General features: G+C 59.8%; 14 protein-coding genes. 13 read left to right on the forward strand and 1 reads right to left on the reverse strand.

The window, feature by feature from the left end; genetic code table 11:
• The first annotated feature begins 15 nt into the window (after positions 1 to 15).
• Positions 16 to 585: a lipocalin family protein gene (locus tag RHM68_RS01250; RefSeq protein WP_322220146.1), complete on the forward strand. Its 570-nt coding sequence runs from the start codon at positions 16 to 18 to the stop codon at positions 583 to 585.
• A gap of 122 nt (positions 586 to 707) precedes the next feature.
• Here the strand turns inward: RHM68_RS01250 and RHM68_RS01255 are convergent, their stop codons facing one another.
• On the reverse strand, positions 708 to 2,072 hold the full coding sequence (locus RHM68_RS01255; protein ID WP_322220147.1) for a formimidoylglutamate deiminase: 1,365 nt from the start codon (positions 2,070 to 2,072) through the stop codon (positions 708 to 710).
• Positions 2,073 to 2,218: 146 nt separating this feature from the next.
• Here RHM68_RS01255 and hutC point away from each other — a divergent pair, with 146 nt between their 5' ends.
• The 12 genes from hutC (at position 2,219) to hutG (ending at position 16,783) form a co-directional block, all read left to right on the forward strand.
• Positions 2,219 to 2,929: a histidine utilization repressor gene (gene hutC / locus RHM68_RS01260; RefSeq protein WP_322223647.1), complete on the forward strand. Its 711-nt coding sequence runs from the start codon at positions 2,219 to 2,221 to the stop codon at positions 2,927 to 2,929.
• 9 nt (positions 2,930 to 2,938) lie between these two features.
• Entirely contained in the window at positions 2,939 to 3,508 is a 570-nt protein-coding gene (locus RHM68_RS01265; RefSeq protein WP_322220148.1) for a HutD family protein, read from the forward strand.
• A gap of 395 nt (positions 3,509 to 3,903) precedes the next feature.
• Positions 3,904 to 5,607, forward strand: a complete 1,704-nt coding sequence (gene hutU / locus RHM68_RS01270) for a urocanate hydratase (protein ID WP_322220149.1) — start codon at positions 3,904 to 3,906, stop codon at positions 5,605 to 5,607.
• Between the two features lie 52 nt (positions 5,608 to 5,659).
• Positions 5,660 to 7,129 (forward strand): cytosine permease, encoded by a 1,470-nt coding sequence (locus RHM68_RS01275; RefSeq protein ID WP_322220150.1) that lies wholly within the window; start codon positions 5,660 to 5,662, stop codon positions 7,127 to 7,129.
• Between the two features lie 75 nt (positions 7,130 to 7,204).
• Positions 7,205 to 8,173 (forward strand): ABC transporter substrate-binding protein, encoded by a 969-nt coding sequence (locus RHM68_RS01280; protein ID WP_322220151.1) that lies wholly within the window; start codon positions 7,205 to 7,207, stop codon positions 8,171 to 8,173.
• Positions 8,174 to 8,243: 70 nt separating this feature from the next.
• On the forward strand, positions 8,244 to 9,095 hold the full coding sequence (locus RHM68_RS01285; RefSeq protein WP_322220152.1) for a proline/glycine betaine ABC transporter permease: 852 nt from the start codon (positions 8,244 to 8,246) through the stop codon (positions 9,093 to 9,095).
• The gene (locus tag RHM68_RS01290; protein WP_322220153.1) at positions 9,092 to 9,922 is read left to right on the forward strand and encodes a glycine betaine/L-proline ABC transporter ATP-binding protein; all 831 of its coding nucleotides are present in this window, start codon (positions 9,092 to 9,094) and stop codon (positions 9,920 to 9,922) included. Before RHM68_RS01285 ends, RHM68_RS01290 begins: the two co-directional genes overlap by 4 nt.
• 158 nt (positions 9,923 to 10,080) lie before the next feature.
• The gene (locus RHM68_RS01295) at positions 10,081 to 11,604 is read left to right on the forward strand and encodes a histidine ammonia-lyase (protein WP_322220154.1); all 1,524 of its coding nucleotides are present in this window, start codon (positions 10,081 to 10,083) and stop codon (positions 11,602 to 11,604) included.
• Between the two features lie 116 nt (positions 11,605 to 11,720).
• Complete coding sequence (hutH, locus tag RHM68_RS01300; RefSeq protein ID WP_322220155.1) at positions 11,721 to 13,253, forward strand: histidine ammonia-lyase; 1,533 nt, start codon at positions 11,721 to 11,723, stop codon at positions 13,251 to 13,253.
• A gap of 80 nt (positions 13,254 to 13,333) precedes the next feature.
• On the forward strand, positions 13,334 to 14,743 hold the full coding sequence (locus RHM68_RS01305) for an amino acid permease (RefSeq protein ID WP_322220156.1): 1,410 nt from the start codon (positions 13,334 to 13,336) through the stop codon (positions 14,741 to 14,743).
• Positions 14,744 to 14,758: 15 nt separating this feature from the next.
• Positions 14,759 to 15,964: an imidazolonepropionase gene (hutI, locus tag RHM68_RS01310; protein WP_322220157.1), complete on the forward strand. Its 1,206-nt coding sequence runs from the start codon at positions 14,759 to 14,761 to the stop codon at positions 15,962 to 15,964.
• Positions 15,965 to 15,982: 18 nt separating this feature from the next.
• Positions 15,983 to 16,783, forward strand: a complete 801-nt coding sequence (hutG, locus tag RHM68_RS01315) for an N-formylglutamate deformylase (protein ID WP_322220158.1) — start codon at positions 15,983 to 15,985, stop codon at positions 16,781 to 16,783.
• The last annotated feature ends 49 nt before the right edge of the window (positions 16,784 to 16,832 follow it).

Below are 16,832 nucleotides of genomic sequence, written 5' to 3' on the forward strand. Positions count from 1 at the left end.
CACGGGAGAAAAATAATGAAGCGGTTATTGATAGTCCTTTTTGCCGGCCTGGTACTGGCCGGCTGCGCTACGTCCGGCGTAGATCCACTGGCGCCCAAAACCGTCAGCAGCGTCAATCTCAAGCGTTATCAGGGTTCCTGGTATGAGTTGGCCCGCCTACCGATGTACTTTCAGCGCAACTGCGCGCAATCCGAAGCCCATTACACCCTCCAGCCTGACGGTAACGTGGCGGTTATGAACCGCTGTCTGACGGCCGACTGGAAATGGGAAGAAGCCAAGGGCACGGCTTATCCACAGGTGCCGGGCAAGACCGACAAGTTGTGGGTCGAGTTCGATAACTGGTTTTCGCGGTTGATTCCGGGTGTGGCGAAGGGGCAATACTGGGTGCTGTACGTCAGTGATGACTACAAGAGCGCGATTGTCGGCGACCCGAGTCGTCGTTACATGTGGCTGTTGTCACGGACCCCGACCGTCAATGCCGAGGTGCGTGAAGAGCTTCTGAGCAAGGCGCGGCAGCAAGGTTACGACACCACGCGGCTGATCTGGCGCGCGTCGGATGCACAGATGGCCAAGACCTCGCACTAACGACCGCTCGATACGTAATGCGAGAACGAGCCTGCTCGCGAAGAGGGCCGTCAGCTCCAACAACAATGTTGGCTGACCGTGCGCTTTCGCGGGCAGGTTCGCTCTTACTATTTCCCCCGGTGTTAGCCCAAGAGGTCGCGCAGGACTTGGGCGAAGGCGCGATTACTTGCTTCGTCATCGGCGTGGCGTCCGTCACGCACCACCCACTGACCATTGACCAGCACATCGCGTACCTGGCGATCGCCACCCGCAAACAGCCAGCGATTCAAAATACCGTCACCGGTGGCCGTAGCCAGGTACGGATCGTTGCCATCGAGTACCAGCCAATCGGCACGTTTGCCGACTTGCAGTGCGCCAATCGGCTGCCCCAGCGCCTGCGCGCCACCGTTCAGCGCAGCGTCGTATAACGTTCGGCCGACCATCGGCTGATCCGCGCCATACAAACGATTACGCCGTTGATCCCGCAGACGCTGGCCGTATTCCAGCCAACGCAACTCTTCCACCACGCTCAATGACACGTGACTGTCGGAACCGATCCCCATGCGACCGCCCTGGGCGAGGAAATCCACCGCTGGGAAAATTCCGTCACCGAGGTTGGCCTCAGTCGTCAGGCACAGTCCGGCGACGGCGCGACTCTTGGCCATCAGCGCGACTTCTTCCGGGTTGGCGTGCGTCGCGTGGACCAGACACCAGCGTTGATCGACTTCGGTGTTTTCATACAGCCATTGCAATGGCCGGCGACCGCTCCAGCTCAGGCAGTCATCGACTTCTTTCTGCTGTTCGGCGATGTGAATGTGTACCGGACATTGTGCATCGCTCGCGGCCAGGACTTCGCTGATCTGCTGCGGCGTGACGGCGCGCAACGAATGGAAACACAGGCCCAGCGACTGTGCCGGTTGCTGCATCAGGATCGGCTTCAAGCGTGACTGAAGCTTGAGGTAGTTTTCGGTGCTGTTGATGAAGCGACGCTGGCCTTCGTTCGGGGTTTGGCCGCCGAAACCGGAGTGGCTGTAGAGCACCGGCAGCAGGGTCAGGCCGATACCGGCGGCACTGGCCGCGTGGCTGATGCGCAGCGCCAATTCGGCGGGATCAGCGTAAGGCTGGCCATTAATGTCGTGGTGAACATAATGAAATTCTGCGACCGAGGTGTAACCCGCCTTGAGCATTTCGATGTACAACTGGCGGGCGATGACGCCGAGTTGCTCGGGGCTGATTTTTCCGACGAGGCGATACATTAAATCGCGCCAGGTCCAGAAACTGTCGTTCGGATTACCCGCCACCTCCGCCAGCCCTGCCATCGCTCGCTGAAAGGCATGGGAGTGCAAATTTGGCATGCCTGGCAGCAGCGGACCGCTTATCCGTTCGGCGCCCTCTGCGTGGGAATCGGCCTCAATTCGGGTCAGCAGGCCGTCGGCGCTGACCTCAAGACGTACATTGTTGGCCCATCCACTAGGCAGCAGCGCGCGTTCGGCAAAGAAGGCGGACATGGTTCGGCACCCCATCGTGTTTTATTTGTATATACATATACAGACGTTTGCCTGCTCGGTAAACTCCGGCAAGCTAGCGACTTCATACCGATGAACAAGGATTAACCGTGCCGACTCCGCCTGCCGTCTCTCCGTTGGCCGCGTACATGGGTGACAGTCCGGCGCCCTTGTACGCCCGCGTCAAGCAGATGATTACTCAGCAAATCGACAGTGGAAACTGGCCGCCGCACCACCGTGTTCCCTCCGAAAGCGAACTGGTCACCCAACTGGGTTTCAGCCGCATGACCATCAACCGCGCCCTGCGTGAGATGACCGCCGACGGTTTGCTGGTGCGCATGCAAGGGGTCGGTACATTTGTTGCGGAGCCGAAAAGCCAGTCGGCGCTGTTTGAAGTTCATAACATCGCCGACGAAATCGCCTCCCGTGGCCATCGCCATACCTGCAAAGTCATCACCCTCGAAGAAGAGTCTGCCGGCTCAGAGCGTGCCCTGGCGCTGGACATGCGTGAAGGCCAAAAGGTATTCCATTCTCTGATCGTGCATTTCGAAAACGATATTCCGGTGCAAATCGAAGACCGTTTCGTCAATGCGTTGGTGGCACCTGACTACCTCAAGCAGGATTTCACCCTGCAAACGCCTTACGCCTATCTGAACCAGGTCGCGCCGCTGACGGAAGGCGAGCACGTGGTCGAGGCGATCCTTGCCGAGCCGTCCGAGTGCAAATTGCTGCAGATTGAAAAGGGCGAGCCATGCTTGCTGATTCGTCGCCGCACCTGGTCTGGCCGTCAGCCGGTCACCGCCGCGCGATTGATCCACCCAGGTTCGCGTCATCGTCTGGAAGGGCGCTTTCATAAGTGAGAGAAAGGCATGAGTCAGTTGAAGGTTTTGCGGGCTGAAGATTACCCGCGCATGCCGTGGAAAAACGGCGGAGGCAGCACTGAAGAAATTACCCGCGATACCGGTACTGGTCTCGACGGTTTCGGCTGGCGCCTATCGATTGCCGACATCGCTGAGTCGGGCGGCTTCTCGACGTTCGCAGGTTACGAGCGAGTCATCACGGTGCTGCAAGGCGAGGGCATGACGTTGTGCGTTGACGATCGGGACACCCGACCGCTGTTGGCGCTGGACCCGTTTGCGTTCAGCGGTGAGAGTCAGGTGTCGTGTTCCTTGCTCGACGGGCCGATTCGCGACTTCAACCTGATTTATGCGCCGCAGCGCTACAGGGCGCGTTTGCAGTGGCTGGCCGGTGAGCAGCGGTTTTTCAGTTCCGCCGGTACATTGCTGGTGTTCAGCGTCACGGAGGTGCTGCAAGTGCAGGTCGGTCATGACAACGCACAATTGGGTCGCCATGATTGCCTGCAACTTAACGGCAATGCCGGGCTGCTGGAAGTTTCTGTCAGTGGCCAATGCTGCGTGATTGAGCTGGCTGCACGCTGATCAACCCCCTACACCGATCGTTACCCCGCCGTGCGTGGGAACGATCAAGCGATTCGAAAATGCGCACCACTTTGTTACCGAACGCCCCGGCGTGGCGCAAAGCCACGCTCAAGTAACAGCCGTCACCCCCGCGCAAAAACGCCCCGAAAAATTTCATCTGCTGCAAAACCCTTGATCTGCAAGCCTTCCAGCCTTCCCAGAAGTTTTCTTGAAGCCCCATCCATCAAGTTGGCCGCTCGATTGCATATGCTTGTATGTACAAGTAAAGACGTATGCGTATGAGTCGACCGAGGCTCCTCGCAACGCCCACTGATTCGCTTGTGGCGCAAGACGCGCACAGGCTGGCTTGCCCACTGCCAGGGTTGGCTTGGATTGATCGCTGAGGAGTTTTTTCCGTGACTGACAATACCCAGAAACCTACGACTGCTGCTTTTACTAAGTACCGTGACGTCGAAATCCGTGCGGCCCGTGGTAACACGCTGACCGCCAAGAGCTGGATGACTGAAGCGCCGCTGCGCATGTTGATGAACAACCTCGACCCGGAAGTCGCCGAGAACCCTAAAGAACTGGTGGTTTACGGTGGTATCGGTCGTGCAGCGCGTAACTGGGAATGCTACGACAAGATCGTCGAAAGCCTGACCCACCTGAACGACGACGAGACCCTGCTGGTGCAATCCGGCAAGCCGGTCGGCGTGTTCAAGACCCACAGCAACGCACCGCGCGTACTGATCGCCAACTCCAACCTGGTGCCCCACTGGGCGAGTTGGGAACACTTCAACGAACTCGACGCCAAAGGCCTGGCCATGTACGGCCAGATGACCGCTGGCAGCTGGATCTACATCGGCAGCCAGGGCATCGTTCAAGGCACCTACGAAACCTTCGTTGAAGCCGGTCGCCAGCATTACAACGACAACCTCACCGGTCGTTGGGTGCTGACCGCTGGCCTCGGTGGCATGGGCGGCGCTCAACCACTGGCGGCTACGCTGGCGGGCGCTTGCTCGCTGAACATCGAATGCCAGCAGGTCAGTATCGATTTCCGTCTGAACAGCCGCTATGTCGACGAGCAAGCCACTGACCTCGACGACGCCTTGGCTCGCATCGCCAAATACACCAAAGAAGGCAAGGCGATTTCCATTGCCCTGCTGGGTAACGCGGCTGAAATCCTGCCGGAACTGGTCAAGCGCGGCGTGCGCCCGGACATGGTCACCGACCAGACCAGCGCCCACGACCCACTCAACGGTTACCTACCGGCTGGCTGGACCTGGGAGGAGTACCGCGCTCGCGCCAAGACCGAACCCGCTGCCGTGGTCAAAGCCGCCAAGCAATCGATGGCGGTCCACGTGAAAGCCATGCTCGATTTCCAGAAAATGGGCATTCCGACCTTCGATTACGGCAACAACATCCGTCAGATGGCCCAGGAAGAGGGCGTGGAAAACGCATTCGATTTCCCGGGTTTCGTGCCGGCTTACATCCGTCCACTGTTCTGCCGTGGTATCGGTCCATTCCGTTGGGCTGCGCTGTCGGGCGATCCGCAAGACATCTACAAAACCGACGCCAAAGTCAAAGAGTTGATCCCGGACGACGCCCACCTGCACAACTGGCTGGACATGGCCCGCGAGCGCATCAGCTTCCAGGGCCTGCCGGCACGTATCTGCTGGGTAGGCTTGGGCCAGCGCGCCAAGCTCGGTCTGGCGTTCAACGAAATGGTCCGTAGCGGTGAATTGTCTGCGCCTATCGTGATTGGTCGCGACCACCTGGACTCCGGCTCCGTGGCCAGCCCGAACCGCGAAACCGAATCGATGCAGGATGGCTCTGACGCGGTATCCGACTGGCCGCTGCTCAACGCGCTGCTCAACACCGCGAGCGGTGCGACCTGGGTTTCCCTGCACCACGGCGGTGGCGTCGGCATGGGCTTCTCTCAACACTCGGGCATGGTGATTGTTTGCGACGGTACGGACGAAGCGGCCGAGCGCATTGCGCGCGTGCTGCACAACGACCCGGCGACCGGCGTTATGCGTCATGCCGATGCCGGTTACCAGATCGCGATCGACTGCGCCAAAGAGCAAGGCCTGAACCTGCCGATGATTACCGGTAAATAACGCTGAAATACCCGTTTGAGTGAATCCCATAACAATCCACAGAGGTTGAACCATGGCTGTTAACAACGATCGTGCAGGCAGTAAACCGTTGATCGAGAAACGTTCGATCGACTACATCCCGGAAGCGGAAAGACACGGTCGTCTATTAAGCCAGTTCACCCTGTGGCTGGGTGCCAACCTGCAAATCACCGCCATTGTGACCGGTGCTTTGGCCGTCGTGCTCGGCGGCGATGTGTTCTGGTCGTTGATCGGCTTGTTGATCGGGCAACTGCTCGGCGGCGGCGTCATGGCGCTGCACGCGGCCCAAGGCCCGCAACTGGGCTTGCCGCAAATGATCTCCAGTCGCGTGCAGTTTGGCGTGTATGGAGCGGTGATTCCGCTGGTGCTGGTGTGCCTGATGTACATCGGTTTCTCGGCCAGTGGTTCGTTGCTGGCGGGGCAAGCAGTGGCGCAGTTGCTGCACGTCGAAGACTGGGTCGGCATTGTGCTGTTCGCCGGCTCGATCATGGTCTTCACCGTCTTCGGCTACCGGGTGATTCACGGCATCGGCCGGATCGCCAGCGTCCTGGGTGTGATCGCTTTCGTTTACCTGTTCTACAAACTGTTGGCCGGCAACGACATCATGGCGTTGCTCGGTAACAAGCATTTCTCACTCGCGAGTTTCCTGTTGGCGGTGTCGCTGTCGGCGTCCTGGCAGATCGCGTTCGGCCCTTATGTGGCGGACTACTCGCGTTACCTGCCGCGCAGCACTTCGGCTTCGAAAACCTTCTGGGCCGTGGGCCTGGGTTCGGTGATCGGCGCGCAGGCGTCGATGGTCTTCGGTGTGTTCGCCGCAGCGCTGGCGGGCTCACAATTCGCTCACCATGAAGTGTCGTTCATCGTCAGCCTCGGCGGCACCGGTATCGTCGCCGGTTTGCTGTACTTCGCGGTGGCGTTTGGCAAGGTCACGGTGACCACACTCAACGCATACGGCAGCTTTATGTCGATCGCGACCATCATCAGCGGCTTCCGTGGCAGCCGGCACATCCCAAGTGCCGTGCGCTTGTTGTACATCTTCATCATGGTGTCGTTGGCCACCGCTTTGGCGTTGCTGGGCAAGGACTCGTTCCTCAAGGATTTCTCCGCGTTCATCCTGTTCCTGCTGGCGTTCTTCACGCCGTGGAGCGCGATCAATCTGGTGGACTTCTACTGCATCACCAAAGAACGCTACGACATCCCGGCACTGTCCGACCCGAACGCTCGCTACGGTCGCTGGAACCTCATGGGTATCAGCATCTATGTGTTCGGCGTGTTGATTCAGATGCCGTTCATGTCTACCCACTTCTATACGGGCCCTCTGGTGGCGAGTCTCGGTGATACCGACATCTCGTGGATCATCGGCCTGGTGGTGCCTGCGGTGATGTATTACTTCGCCGCTAAAAAGTGGCACAGCCCAATACCCGATCATTTGATCCTGCCGGTCGAGCAGGGCGTGGTCACCGAACAAAAGCTGAGTAAGGCCGGTCGTGCTGCTGCGATCTAGACCTTGATGGGACGTGGACAGGGCTGGATGCCTCTTGACTGCCGTAAGCCAACTCATGATTAGGAGCGTCACACAATGAAATCGAACAAGACCCTGCTGAGCACTTTGCTTTCCATCGGCTTGCTGGCCAGTGCCGGCGCCACTCAGGCTGCCGGTTGGTGTGAGTCGGGCAAACCGGTGAAATTCGCCGGCCTGAATTGGGAAAGCGCGATGCTGCTGACCGACGTGCTGCAAGTTGTGTTGGAGAAAGGCTACGACTGCAAGACCGACAGCCTGCCGGGCAACTCGATCACCATGGAAAACGCCCTGAGCAGCAACGATATTCAAGTGTTTGCCGAAGAATGGGTTGGCCGTAGCGAGGTCTGGAACAAGGCTGAGAAGGCCGGCAAAGTCGTCGGTGTCGGCGCTCCGGTGGTGGGTGCGATTGAAGGCTGGTACGTGCCGCGCTACGTGATCGAAGGTGACGCCAAACGCAAGCTGGAGCCCAAGGCTGCGGGTCTGAAAAACATTGCTGACCTGGCCCAGTACGCTGCTGTGTTCAAGGATCAGGAAGAGCCCTCCAAGGGCCGCTTCTACAACTGTCCGGCCGGCTGGACCTGTGAACTCGACAACAGCGAAATGCTCAAAAGCTATGGTTTGGAAAGCAGCTACACCAACTTCCGCCCAGGCACCGGTCCGGCGCTCGATGCGGCGGTGCTGTCGAGCTACAAGCGTGGCGAGCCGATCCTGTTCTACTACTGGTCGCCAACGCCGCTAATGGGCCAGGTGGACCTGGTGAAACTTGAAGAGAAACCGGGTGTGGACAAGCGCGTGACCATCAAAGTCGGGCTGTCCAAGACCTTCCACGACCAGGCCCCGGAACTGGTGGCTGTGCTGGAAAAGGTCAACCTGCCGATCGACATCCTCAACCAAAACTTGGGGCGCATGACCAAAGAGCGGATCGAATCGCCAAAACTGGCGAAGATCTTCTTGAAGGAACATCCTGAGGTCTGGCATGCCTGGGTGAGCGACGACGCAGCCAGGAAAATCGACGCGGCCTTGTAGGTCGGGCTTTTCCGACTGCCGGCGACGGCAGTCGGACGCTTGATCGCAACCCCTTGATTGAGAGTCTCTTATGTTTCCCGAAAGCTTTACCTTTTCCATTGCCGAGTGGGTCAACGGTTGGGTCGATTCGCTGGTGACCAACTACGGCGACGTGTTCCGGCAGATCTCCGACACCCTCCTATGGGCCATCGTCCACCTTGAAGGCCTGCTGCGTGCAGCGCCCTGGTGGCTGATGCTGGCCATCGTGGCCGGCATCGCGTGGCACGCGACCCGCAAAGTCGTTACCACCGTGGTCATCGTCGGTTTGCTGTTTCTGGTGGGGGCGGTTGGCCTCTGGGACAAGCTGATGCAGACCTTGGCGTTAATGCTGGTGGCGACGCTAATCTCGGTGTTGATCGGCATTCCGCTGGGCATTCTTTCGGCCCGCAGCAATCGTCTGCGTTCGGTGCTGATGCCGCTGCTGGACATCATGCAGACGATGCCGAGCTTCGTGTATTTGATCCCGGTGCTGATGTTGTTCGGCCTGGGCAAGGTGCCAGCGATTTTCGCCACCGTGATCTACGCAGCGCCGCCGCTGATTCGTCTGACCGATCTGGGCATCCGCCAAGTGGACGGTGAGGTAATGGAAGCGATCAACGCTTTTGGTGCCAACCGCTGGCAGCAACTGTTCGGGGTGCAATTGCCCCTGGCCCTGCCGAGCATCATGGCCGGGATCAACCAGACCACCATGATGGCCCTGTCGATGGTGGTGATTGCCTCGATGATTGGTGCTCGTGGCCTGGGCGAAGATGTGTTGGTGGGGATTCAGACCCTCAACGTTGGACGAGGCCTGGAGGCCGGTCTGGCGATCGTGATTCTGGCAGTGGTCATCGACCGCATTACTCAGGCCTATGGTCGGCCACGGCATGAGGCGAACAAATGAGCAACGCAGCCATCAGCAAGATCGAAGTCAAAAACGTCTTCAAGATTTTCGGCAACCGTTCCAAGGATGCACTGGCGATGATTGGCCAGGGCAAAACCAAGGACCAAGTGTTGGCCGATACCGGCTGCGTGGTCGGCGTGAACGATTTGTCGTTAAGCATCGCCACCGGCGAAATCTTTGTGATCATGGGCCTGTCGGGTTCCGGAAAATCGACGCTGGTGCGTCACTTCAACCGCCTGATCGATCCCACCAGCGGCGCGATCCTGGTGGACGGCGTGGACATCCTGCAATACGACATGGAAGCCCTGCGCCAATTCCGTCGGCACAAGATCAGCATGGTGTTCCAGAGCTTCGGCCTGCTGCCGCACAAGACCGTGGTGGACAACGTCGCCTACGGCTTGAAAGTGCGCGGCGAGAGCCAGCAGGTGTGCGCCGAGCGCGCGCTGCACTGGATCAACACCGTGGGCCTCAAGGGCTACGAAAACAAATACCCGCATCAGCTCTCTGGTGGCATGCGTCAGCGCGTTGGCCTGGCCCGTGCTTTGGCGGCGGACACTGACATCATCCTGATGGACGAAGCGTTCAGCGCCCTCGACCCGTTGATTCGCGCCGAGATGCAGGACCAGTTGCTGGAACTGCAAAAGACCCTGCACAAGACCATCGTCTTCATCACCCACGACCTCGACGAGGCCGTGCGCATTGGCAACCGCATTGCGATCCTCAAGGATGGGCGGTTGATTCAGGTGGGGACGCCGCGCGAGATCCTGCATTCACCGGCGGATGAGTATGTGGATCGGTTCGTACAGCGGCGGGCCGCAGTGGTTTAAGCACTGATCGTTCCCACGCTCTGCGTGGGAATGCATCCCGTGACGCTTCGCGTCACACCTGCGCAGGGCTTGAGCCTTGCTCTGAAAACGGGGCGCAGAGCGTCCCAGGCGGCACTTCCACGCAGAGCGTGGGAACGATCAAGTTCAAGAGGTCAACGATGTCCCAGGCTGAAAAAATCGTTATCGCCGACGCAAAGTTGCGTTGGCAGGATGTGGTCATGGTCGCCCGTCATGGCGCACAGCTTGAGCTGTCTGCGCAGGCATGGGCACGGATCGACAATGCTCAGGCCATCGTCCAGCGCATCGTCGTCAGCGGCGAACGCGCCTATGGCGTCAACACCGGCCTGGGTGCCCTGTGCAATGTTTCGCTTAAAGATCACCAACTCAGCCAACTGTCGCGCAACACGTTGCTCAGCCACGCCTGTGGCGTTGGCGCGCCGCTGGCCGACGAGCAGACCCGCGCCATTCTCTGTGCCGCGATTCTCAATTACAGCCAGGGCAAATCCGGTATTCATCGCCAAGTGGTTGAAGCCCTGCTGGCGCTGCTCAATCGCGGTATCACCCCGCAAGTACCGTCCCAGGGGTCGGTGGGTTATTTAACCCATATGGCCCACATCAGCATTGCGCTACTGGGTGTCGGTAATGTCAGCTATCGCGGGCAAATTGTCAGCGCTGAGCACGCCTTGGCTGAAGCCGGGCTTGCGCCAGTGTTGCTCGGTGCCAAGGACGGTTTGTGCCTGGTCAACGGCACGCCGTGCATGACCGGCCTGAGTTGCCTCGCGCTCGCCGATGCGACGCGCCTGCTGCAATGGGCGGACGTGATCGGCGCCATGAGTTTCGAAGCGCAGCGCGGTCAGATCGCCGCGTTCGATGCCGAAATCATCGCATTGAAGCCGCACCCGGGCATGCAGCAGGTCGGCAGCAACCTGCGGGCGTTGCTTGCAGGCAGTGAAGTGATTGCCACTAGCCTGGGCCTCCGGACTCAGGACGCACTGAGCATTCGTTCGATCCCGCAGGTTCACGGCGCGGCCCGCGATCAACTGGCGCACGCCGTCGTGCAGATTGAAACCGAACTCAACGCCGCCACCGACAACCCGTTGCTGTTGGGCACCCCGGATAGTTTCCGGGTCATGTCCCAAGCCAATCCGCATGGTCAATCGGTGGCGTTGGCCGCCGATGTGCTGGCGATTGCCATGGCAGAAATCGGCTCGATTGCAGAGCGTCGCCTCGACCGTTTGATCAATCCGCACGTCAGTGGGTTGCCGGCGTTTCTAGTGGCCAATCCCGGCGTCAATTCCGGAATGATGATCGTCCAGTACGTCGCCGCCTCGTTGTGTGCGCAAAACCGCCAATTGGCGCAGCCGGCGGTGCTCGACAACTACGTTACTTCGGGCCTTCAGGAAGACCACCTGAGCCTGGGCACTAACGCAGCGCTGAAGTTGCACCAGGTGCTGGAAAACTGCACGCAGATCCTCGCTATCGAGTATTTGCTGGCGGCCCAGGCTTTCGAATTTCTCAAACAACACTCTTTTGGCGTCGGCACCGACGCGGCGTGGCGGTTGCTGCGCACGCGGGTGGCGGCGTATGACCAGGACCGCTGGCTGGCACCGGACATCGCCAGCGCTGCGTCGATTGTCAAAGACCCGAATCTGCTGCAACACGTGTTACCGAACTTGCACTGATATCCATCAAAACCAGCGTGCCAAGGCGCCCCCGCTTAACAACGCGGGCGGCGACGGACAACGGAAATTTCCGGAGCGTCTGGTGAGTTAATAAAAACTCTCAAAAGGAGAATGAAATGACTGCGCTTAACCTGATCCCCGGCCAACTGAGCCTTGCCCAACTGCGTGATATCTATCAGCAACCGGTGAAAATATCCCTCGACCACAGCGCTTCGGCCCAGATCGAAGCCAGTGTCGCCTGCGTGGAACAGATCCTCGCCGAGAACCGCACCGCTTACGGCATCAACACCGGTTTCGGCCTGCTGGCCTCGACCCGCATCGCCAGCGAAGACCTGGAAAACCTCCAACGCTCACTGGTGTTGTCCCACGCGGCGGGCGTCGGCGAGCCGATCAGCGACGCACTGGTGCGTCTGGTCATGGTGCTTAAGGTCAACAGCCTGAGCCGTGGTTTCTCCGGTATTCGTCGGGTGGTGATCGATGCGCTGATCGCCCTGATCAACGCCGAGGTGTACCCGCACATTCCCTTGAAAGGCTCGGTCGGTGCTTCCGGTGATTTGGCGCCGTTGGCGCACATGTCGCTGGTGCTGTTGGGCGAGGGCAAGGCGCGCTACAAAGGCGAATGGATGGACGCCACCGAGGCGCTGAAAATCGCCGGCCTGACGCCGCTGACGTTGGCTGCCAAAGAAGGCCTGGCACTGCTTAACGGCACGCAGGTGTCCACTGCCTACGCATTACGCGGTCTGTTCGAAGGCGAAGATCTGTTCGCGGGTGCCGTGGCGCTGGGCAGCCTGACCGTTGAAGCCGTGCTGGGCTCGCGTTCGCCGTTCGACGCGCGCATCCATGCCGCCCGAGGCCAGAAAGGCCAGATCGACGTGGCTGCCGCTTACCGTGACTTGCTGGGCGAGCGCAGTGAAGTGTCCGATTCGCACCAGAACTGCGAAAAGGTCCAGGACCCCTACTCCCTGCGCTGTCAGCCGCAAGTCATGGGTGCCTGTTTGACTCAGTTCCGGCACGCGGCCGACGTGTTAGTCATCGAAGCCAACGCCGTGTCGGATAACCCGCTGGTATTCGCTGCCGAAGGTGACGTGATCTCCGGCGGTAACTTTCACGCTGAACCCGTGGCCATGGCCGCTGACAACATGGCGCTGGCCATCGCTGAAATCGGCTCGCTGAGTGAGCGTCGTATCTCGTTGATGATGGACAAGCATATGTCGCAACTGCCGCCGTTCCTGGTGGCCAACGGCGGCGTGAACTCCGGCTTCATGATCGCCCAGGTGACGGCCGCTGCCTTGGCCAGTGAGAACAAAGCGTTGTCTCATCCGCATTCGGTGGACAGCTTGCCGACGTCCGCCAACCAGGAAGACCACGTTTCCATGGCGCCAGCCGCTGGCAAGCGCCTGTGGGAAATGGCCGAAAACACGCGCGGCGTTCTGGCGGTCGAATGGCTGGCTGCCTGCCAGGGGCTGGACCTGCGTCACGGTCTGAAGACGTCGTCGAAACTGGAGAAGGCGCGCGCCATCCTGCGGGCTGAAGTGCCGTTTTATGAGAAGGATCGTTTCTTTGCACCGGACATCAATGCAGCGACTGAGCTGTTGGCGACGCGTTGCCTGAATGAGCTGGTGTCGGTGAAGTTGCTGCCGAGCCTGTAATTAGCCTCGGTTTTATGATCGTTCCCGCGCGCTGCGTGGGAGCGATCATTTCCTCCAATAAAAATAATTAAGGACGAGCAATGCAACCGCGCACGCAAGGTTTGAAACGCGGGCTCTCAGCCCGACATATTCGCTTCATGGCATTGGGGTCGGCGATCGGCACCGGGCTGTTTTACGGTTCTGCCTCGGCCATCCAGATGGCCGGTCCGGCGGTTCTGCTGGCGTACCTGATCGGTGGCGCGGCAGTGTTCATGGTCATGCGCGCCCTCGGCGAGATGGCGGTGCATAACCCGGTCGCTGGCTCCTTCGGTCAATACGCCAGCACGTACCTGGGACCAATGGCAGGCTTCATTCTGGGCTGGACCTATGCCTTTGAAATGGTCATCGTCGGCCTGGCTGACGTCACCGCGTTCGGCATTTACATGGGCTTCTGGTTTCCTGAGGTCGCCCGCTGGATCTGGGTCCTCGGTATCGTCTCGGTGATCGGTGGGCTGAACCTGTGCAACGTCAAAGTCTTCGGTGAAATGGAGTTCTGGCTGTCACTGCTCAAAGTCACCGCGATCATCGCGATGATCCTCGGCGGCTTCGGCATCATGCTGTTCGGTATCAGCAGTGCGCCGGGCACGTCGGTGGCCAGCCTCAGCAACCTCTGGACCCAGGGCGGCTTCATGCCCAATGGCATTGGCGGCTTGATCGCGTCGTTTGCCGTGGTGATGTTTGCGTTTGGCGGCATCGAAATCATTGGCGTCACCGCCGGTGAAGCCAAAGATCCGCAACATGTTTTGCCTAAGGCGATCAACGCTGTACCGCTGCGGATTCTGCTGTTTTACGTGCTGACGATGGTGGTGCTGATGTCGATTTTCCCTTGGCACCAGATCGGTACTCAGGGCAGCCCGTTCGTGCAGATTTTCGACAGTCTGGGCATCAGTTCGGCGGCGACCGTGCTTAACATCGTGGTGATTTCAGCAGCGGTTTCGGCGATCAACAGTGACATCTTCGGCGCCGGCCGCATGATGTACGGTCTGGCTGAACAAGGTCATGCGCCCAAGGCCTTTGCCCGGTTATCGCGTCAGGGCGTACCGTGGATGACCGTGGTGGTGATGAGCGCCGCGTTGCTGCTGGGCGTGGTGCTGAACTACCTGATTCCGGAAAACGTGTTTTTGCTGATCGCCTCCATCGCGACCTTCGCTACTGTTTGGGTCTGGCTGATGATTCTGTTCACTCAAGTTGCGATGCGTCGTTCCATGACCGTCGAACAGGTCAAACGGCTGAAATTTCCGGTGCCGTTCTGGCCGTATGCGCCAATCGCAGCGATTGTCTTCATGCTGTTTATCTTCGGCGTGTTGGGCTATTTCCCTGACAGTCGCGCAGCGCTGATTGTTGGCGTGGTCTGGATCGTCCTGTTGGTGCTGGCGTATCTGACCTGGGTTAAACCGGCAGCAGGGCAGGCGGCTGAAGTTGTACGCGACCCTTCTTTCTCTCATCGATAACCTCGGAGGCTACGGATGAAAACGCTCTGGCAACACTGCAACGTTGCAAGCATGGCGCGGGGCACTTACTCAATCATTGAGGATGCCGCCATCGTGACGTCAGGAGCGCACATTGAGTGGATCGGACCTCGCGGCGAACTGCCGCCTGGCGACTACCCGCACGTCAACGACCTCCACGGCGCCTGGGTCACTCCGGGCTTGATCGACTGCCACACCCACACGGTGTTCGGCGGTAATCGCAGCGGTGAATTCGAACAGCGCCTGCAAGGCGTCAGCTACGCCGACATCGCTGCCGCCGGTGGCGGCATCGCCAGCACTGTGCGCGCCACCCGTGCGGCCAGCGAAGACGAGTTGTTTACCAGCGCGGCCAAGCGCCTAAAGAGCCTGATGCGCGACGGTGTGACCACGGTCGAGATGAAGTCCGGTTATGGACTGGACCTGGCCAGCGAGCGAAAAATTCTGCGCGTCATCCGCCGCCTTGGTGCCGAACTGCCGGTCAGCGTGCGCAGCACTTGCCTGGCCGCTCACGCCTTGCCGCCGGAATACAAAGATCGCGCCGACGACTACATCGACCACCTCTGCGCCGAGATGCTCCCGGCTCTGGCTGCCGAAGGGCTGGTGGATGCGGTCGACGCGTTTTGCGAATACCTGGCGTTCTCGCCAGCACAGGTCGAGCGGGTGTTTATCACCGCTCAGGAACTCGGGTTGCCGGTGAAACTGCACGCCGAACAGTTGTCATCGCTGCACGGGTCGAGCTTGGCGGCGCGCTACCACGCACTGTCCGCCGATCACCTGGAATTCATGACCGAAGAAGACGCCATCGCCATGGCCGCGTCCGGCACCGTCGCTGTGTTGCTGCCGGGAGCGTTCTACTTCCTGCGCGAAACTCAGTTGCCGCCGATGGACGCCCTGCGCAAACACGGCGTGAAAATCGCCATTGCCAGCGACCTCAATCCCGGCACATCGCCAGGGTTGTCGCTGCGCTTGATGCTCAATATGGCGTGTACCTGTTTTCGCATGACCCCGGAAGAAGCGCTGGCCGGTGCCACCCTGCATGCCGCGGCTGCGCTGGGCATGGCTGACACGCATGGTTCGCTGGAGGCTGGCAAAGTCGCGGATTTTGTCGCCTGGCACATCGATCGTCCTGCCGACCTGTCGTATTGGCTGGGCGGTGACCTGGAAAAACGCGTCGTGCGTCACGGCGTTGAAGTCGATTTATAGGTTGATAGGAGAGTGGTTGTGGATAAGGTTCTGAACTTCAAACAAGGCCGCGTGCCGCTGCTGATCAGCATGCCACACGCCGGCGTGCGCCTGACCCCGGCGGTCGAGGCCGGGTTGATACCCGCCGCCCGCAATCTACAGGACACCGACTGGCATATTCCGCTGCTTTACGAGTTTGCCGCTGAGCTGGGCGCCAGTACCCTGGACGCCGAGTACTCGCGGTATGTCATTGATTTGAATCGGCCGTCCGACGACAAGCCGCTGTACGCCAGCGCGACCACGGGTCTGTACCCGGCAACGTTGTTTGATGGCACTCCATTGTTCCGCGAGGGCATGCAACCTTCTGCGGCGGAGCGCGCGACCTATCTGGAGCACGTCTGGACGCCTTACCACCGCACGTTGCAGAACGAACTGGCGCGACTCAAGGCTGAGTTCGGCTACGCACTGCTGTTTGATGCGCACTCGATCCGCTCAGTGGTCCCGCACCTGTTCGACGGCAAGCTGCCGGACTTCAACCTCGGCACGTTCAACGGTGAGAGTTGCGCTGTGCAGTTGGAGACGTTGCTGGAAGGGATTTGCGCCCGGCACACCGATTACAGTCATGTGCTTAACGGGCGCTTCAAGGGTGGCCACATCACCCGGCACTACGGCAATCCGGCCGAGCACATCCATGCGGTGCAACTGGAGTTGGGGCAATGCACCTACATGGAAGAGGCCGAGCCGTTCCGCTATCGCCCTGACTTGGCGGCACCGACGCAGGGGGTGTTGAAGGAATTGTTGGAAGGGTTATTGGCTTGGGGCCAAAAGCACTACGCGTGACCGATCGTTCCCGCGCGGAGCGTGGGAATAATCAAGTCAGACTGTCGCC

The organism is Pseudomonas sp. DC1.2 (assembly GCF_034351645.1).
Lineage (GTDB): Bacteria > Pseudomonadota > Gammaproteobacteria > Pseudomonadales > Pseudomonadaceae > Aquipseudomonas.

Coding starts and splice junctions, on each gene's coding strand:
- RHM68_RS01305 (WP_322220156.1), top strand. CDS start 13,334: ATGCAACCGCGCACGCAAGGTTTGAAACGCGGGCTCTCAGCCCGACAT.
- RHM68_RS01285 (WP_322220152.1), top strand. CDS start 8,244: ATGTTTCCCGAAAGCTTTACCTTTTCCATTGCCGAGTGGGTCAACGGT.
- RHM68_RS01265 (WP_322220148.1), top strand. CDS start 2,939: ATGAGTCAGTTGAAGGTTTTGCGGGCTGAAGATTACCCGCGCATGCCG.
- hutH (WP_322220155.1), top strand. CDS start 11,721: ATGACTGCGCTTAACCTGATCCCCGGCCAACTGAGCCTTGCCCAACTG.
- RHM68_RS01255 (WP_322220147.1), bottom strand. CDS start 2,072: ATGTCCGCCTTCTTTGCCGAACGCGCGCTGCTGCCTAGTGGATGGGCC.
- hutI (WP_322220157.1), top strand. CDS start 14,759: ATGAAAACGCTCTGGCAACACTGCAACGTTGCAAGCATGGCGCGGGGC.
- RHM68_RS01275 (WP_322220150.1), top strand. CDS start 5,660: ATGGCTGTTAACAACGATCGTGCAGGCAGTAAACCGTTGATCGAGAAA.
- RHM68_RS01250 (WP_322220146.1), top strand. CDS start 16: ATGAAGCGGTTATTGATAGTCCTTTTTGCCGGCCTGGTACTGGCCGGC.
- RHM68_RS01290 (WP_322220153.1), top strand. CDS start 9,092: ATGAGCAACGCAGCCATCAGCAAGATCGAAGTCAAAAACGTCTTCAAG.
- RHM68_RS01295 (WP_322220154.1), top strand. CDS start 10,081: ATGTCCCAGGCTGAAAAAATCGTTATCGCCGACGCAAAGTTGCGTTGG.
- RHM68_RS01280 (WP_322220151.1), top strand. CDS start 7,205: ATGAAATCGAACAAGACCCTGCTGAGCACTTTGCTTTCCATCGGCTTG.
- hutC (WP_322223647.1), top strand. CDS start 2,219: ATGGGTGACAGTCCGGCGCCCTTGTACGCCCGCGTCAAGCAGATGATT.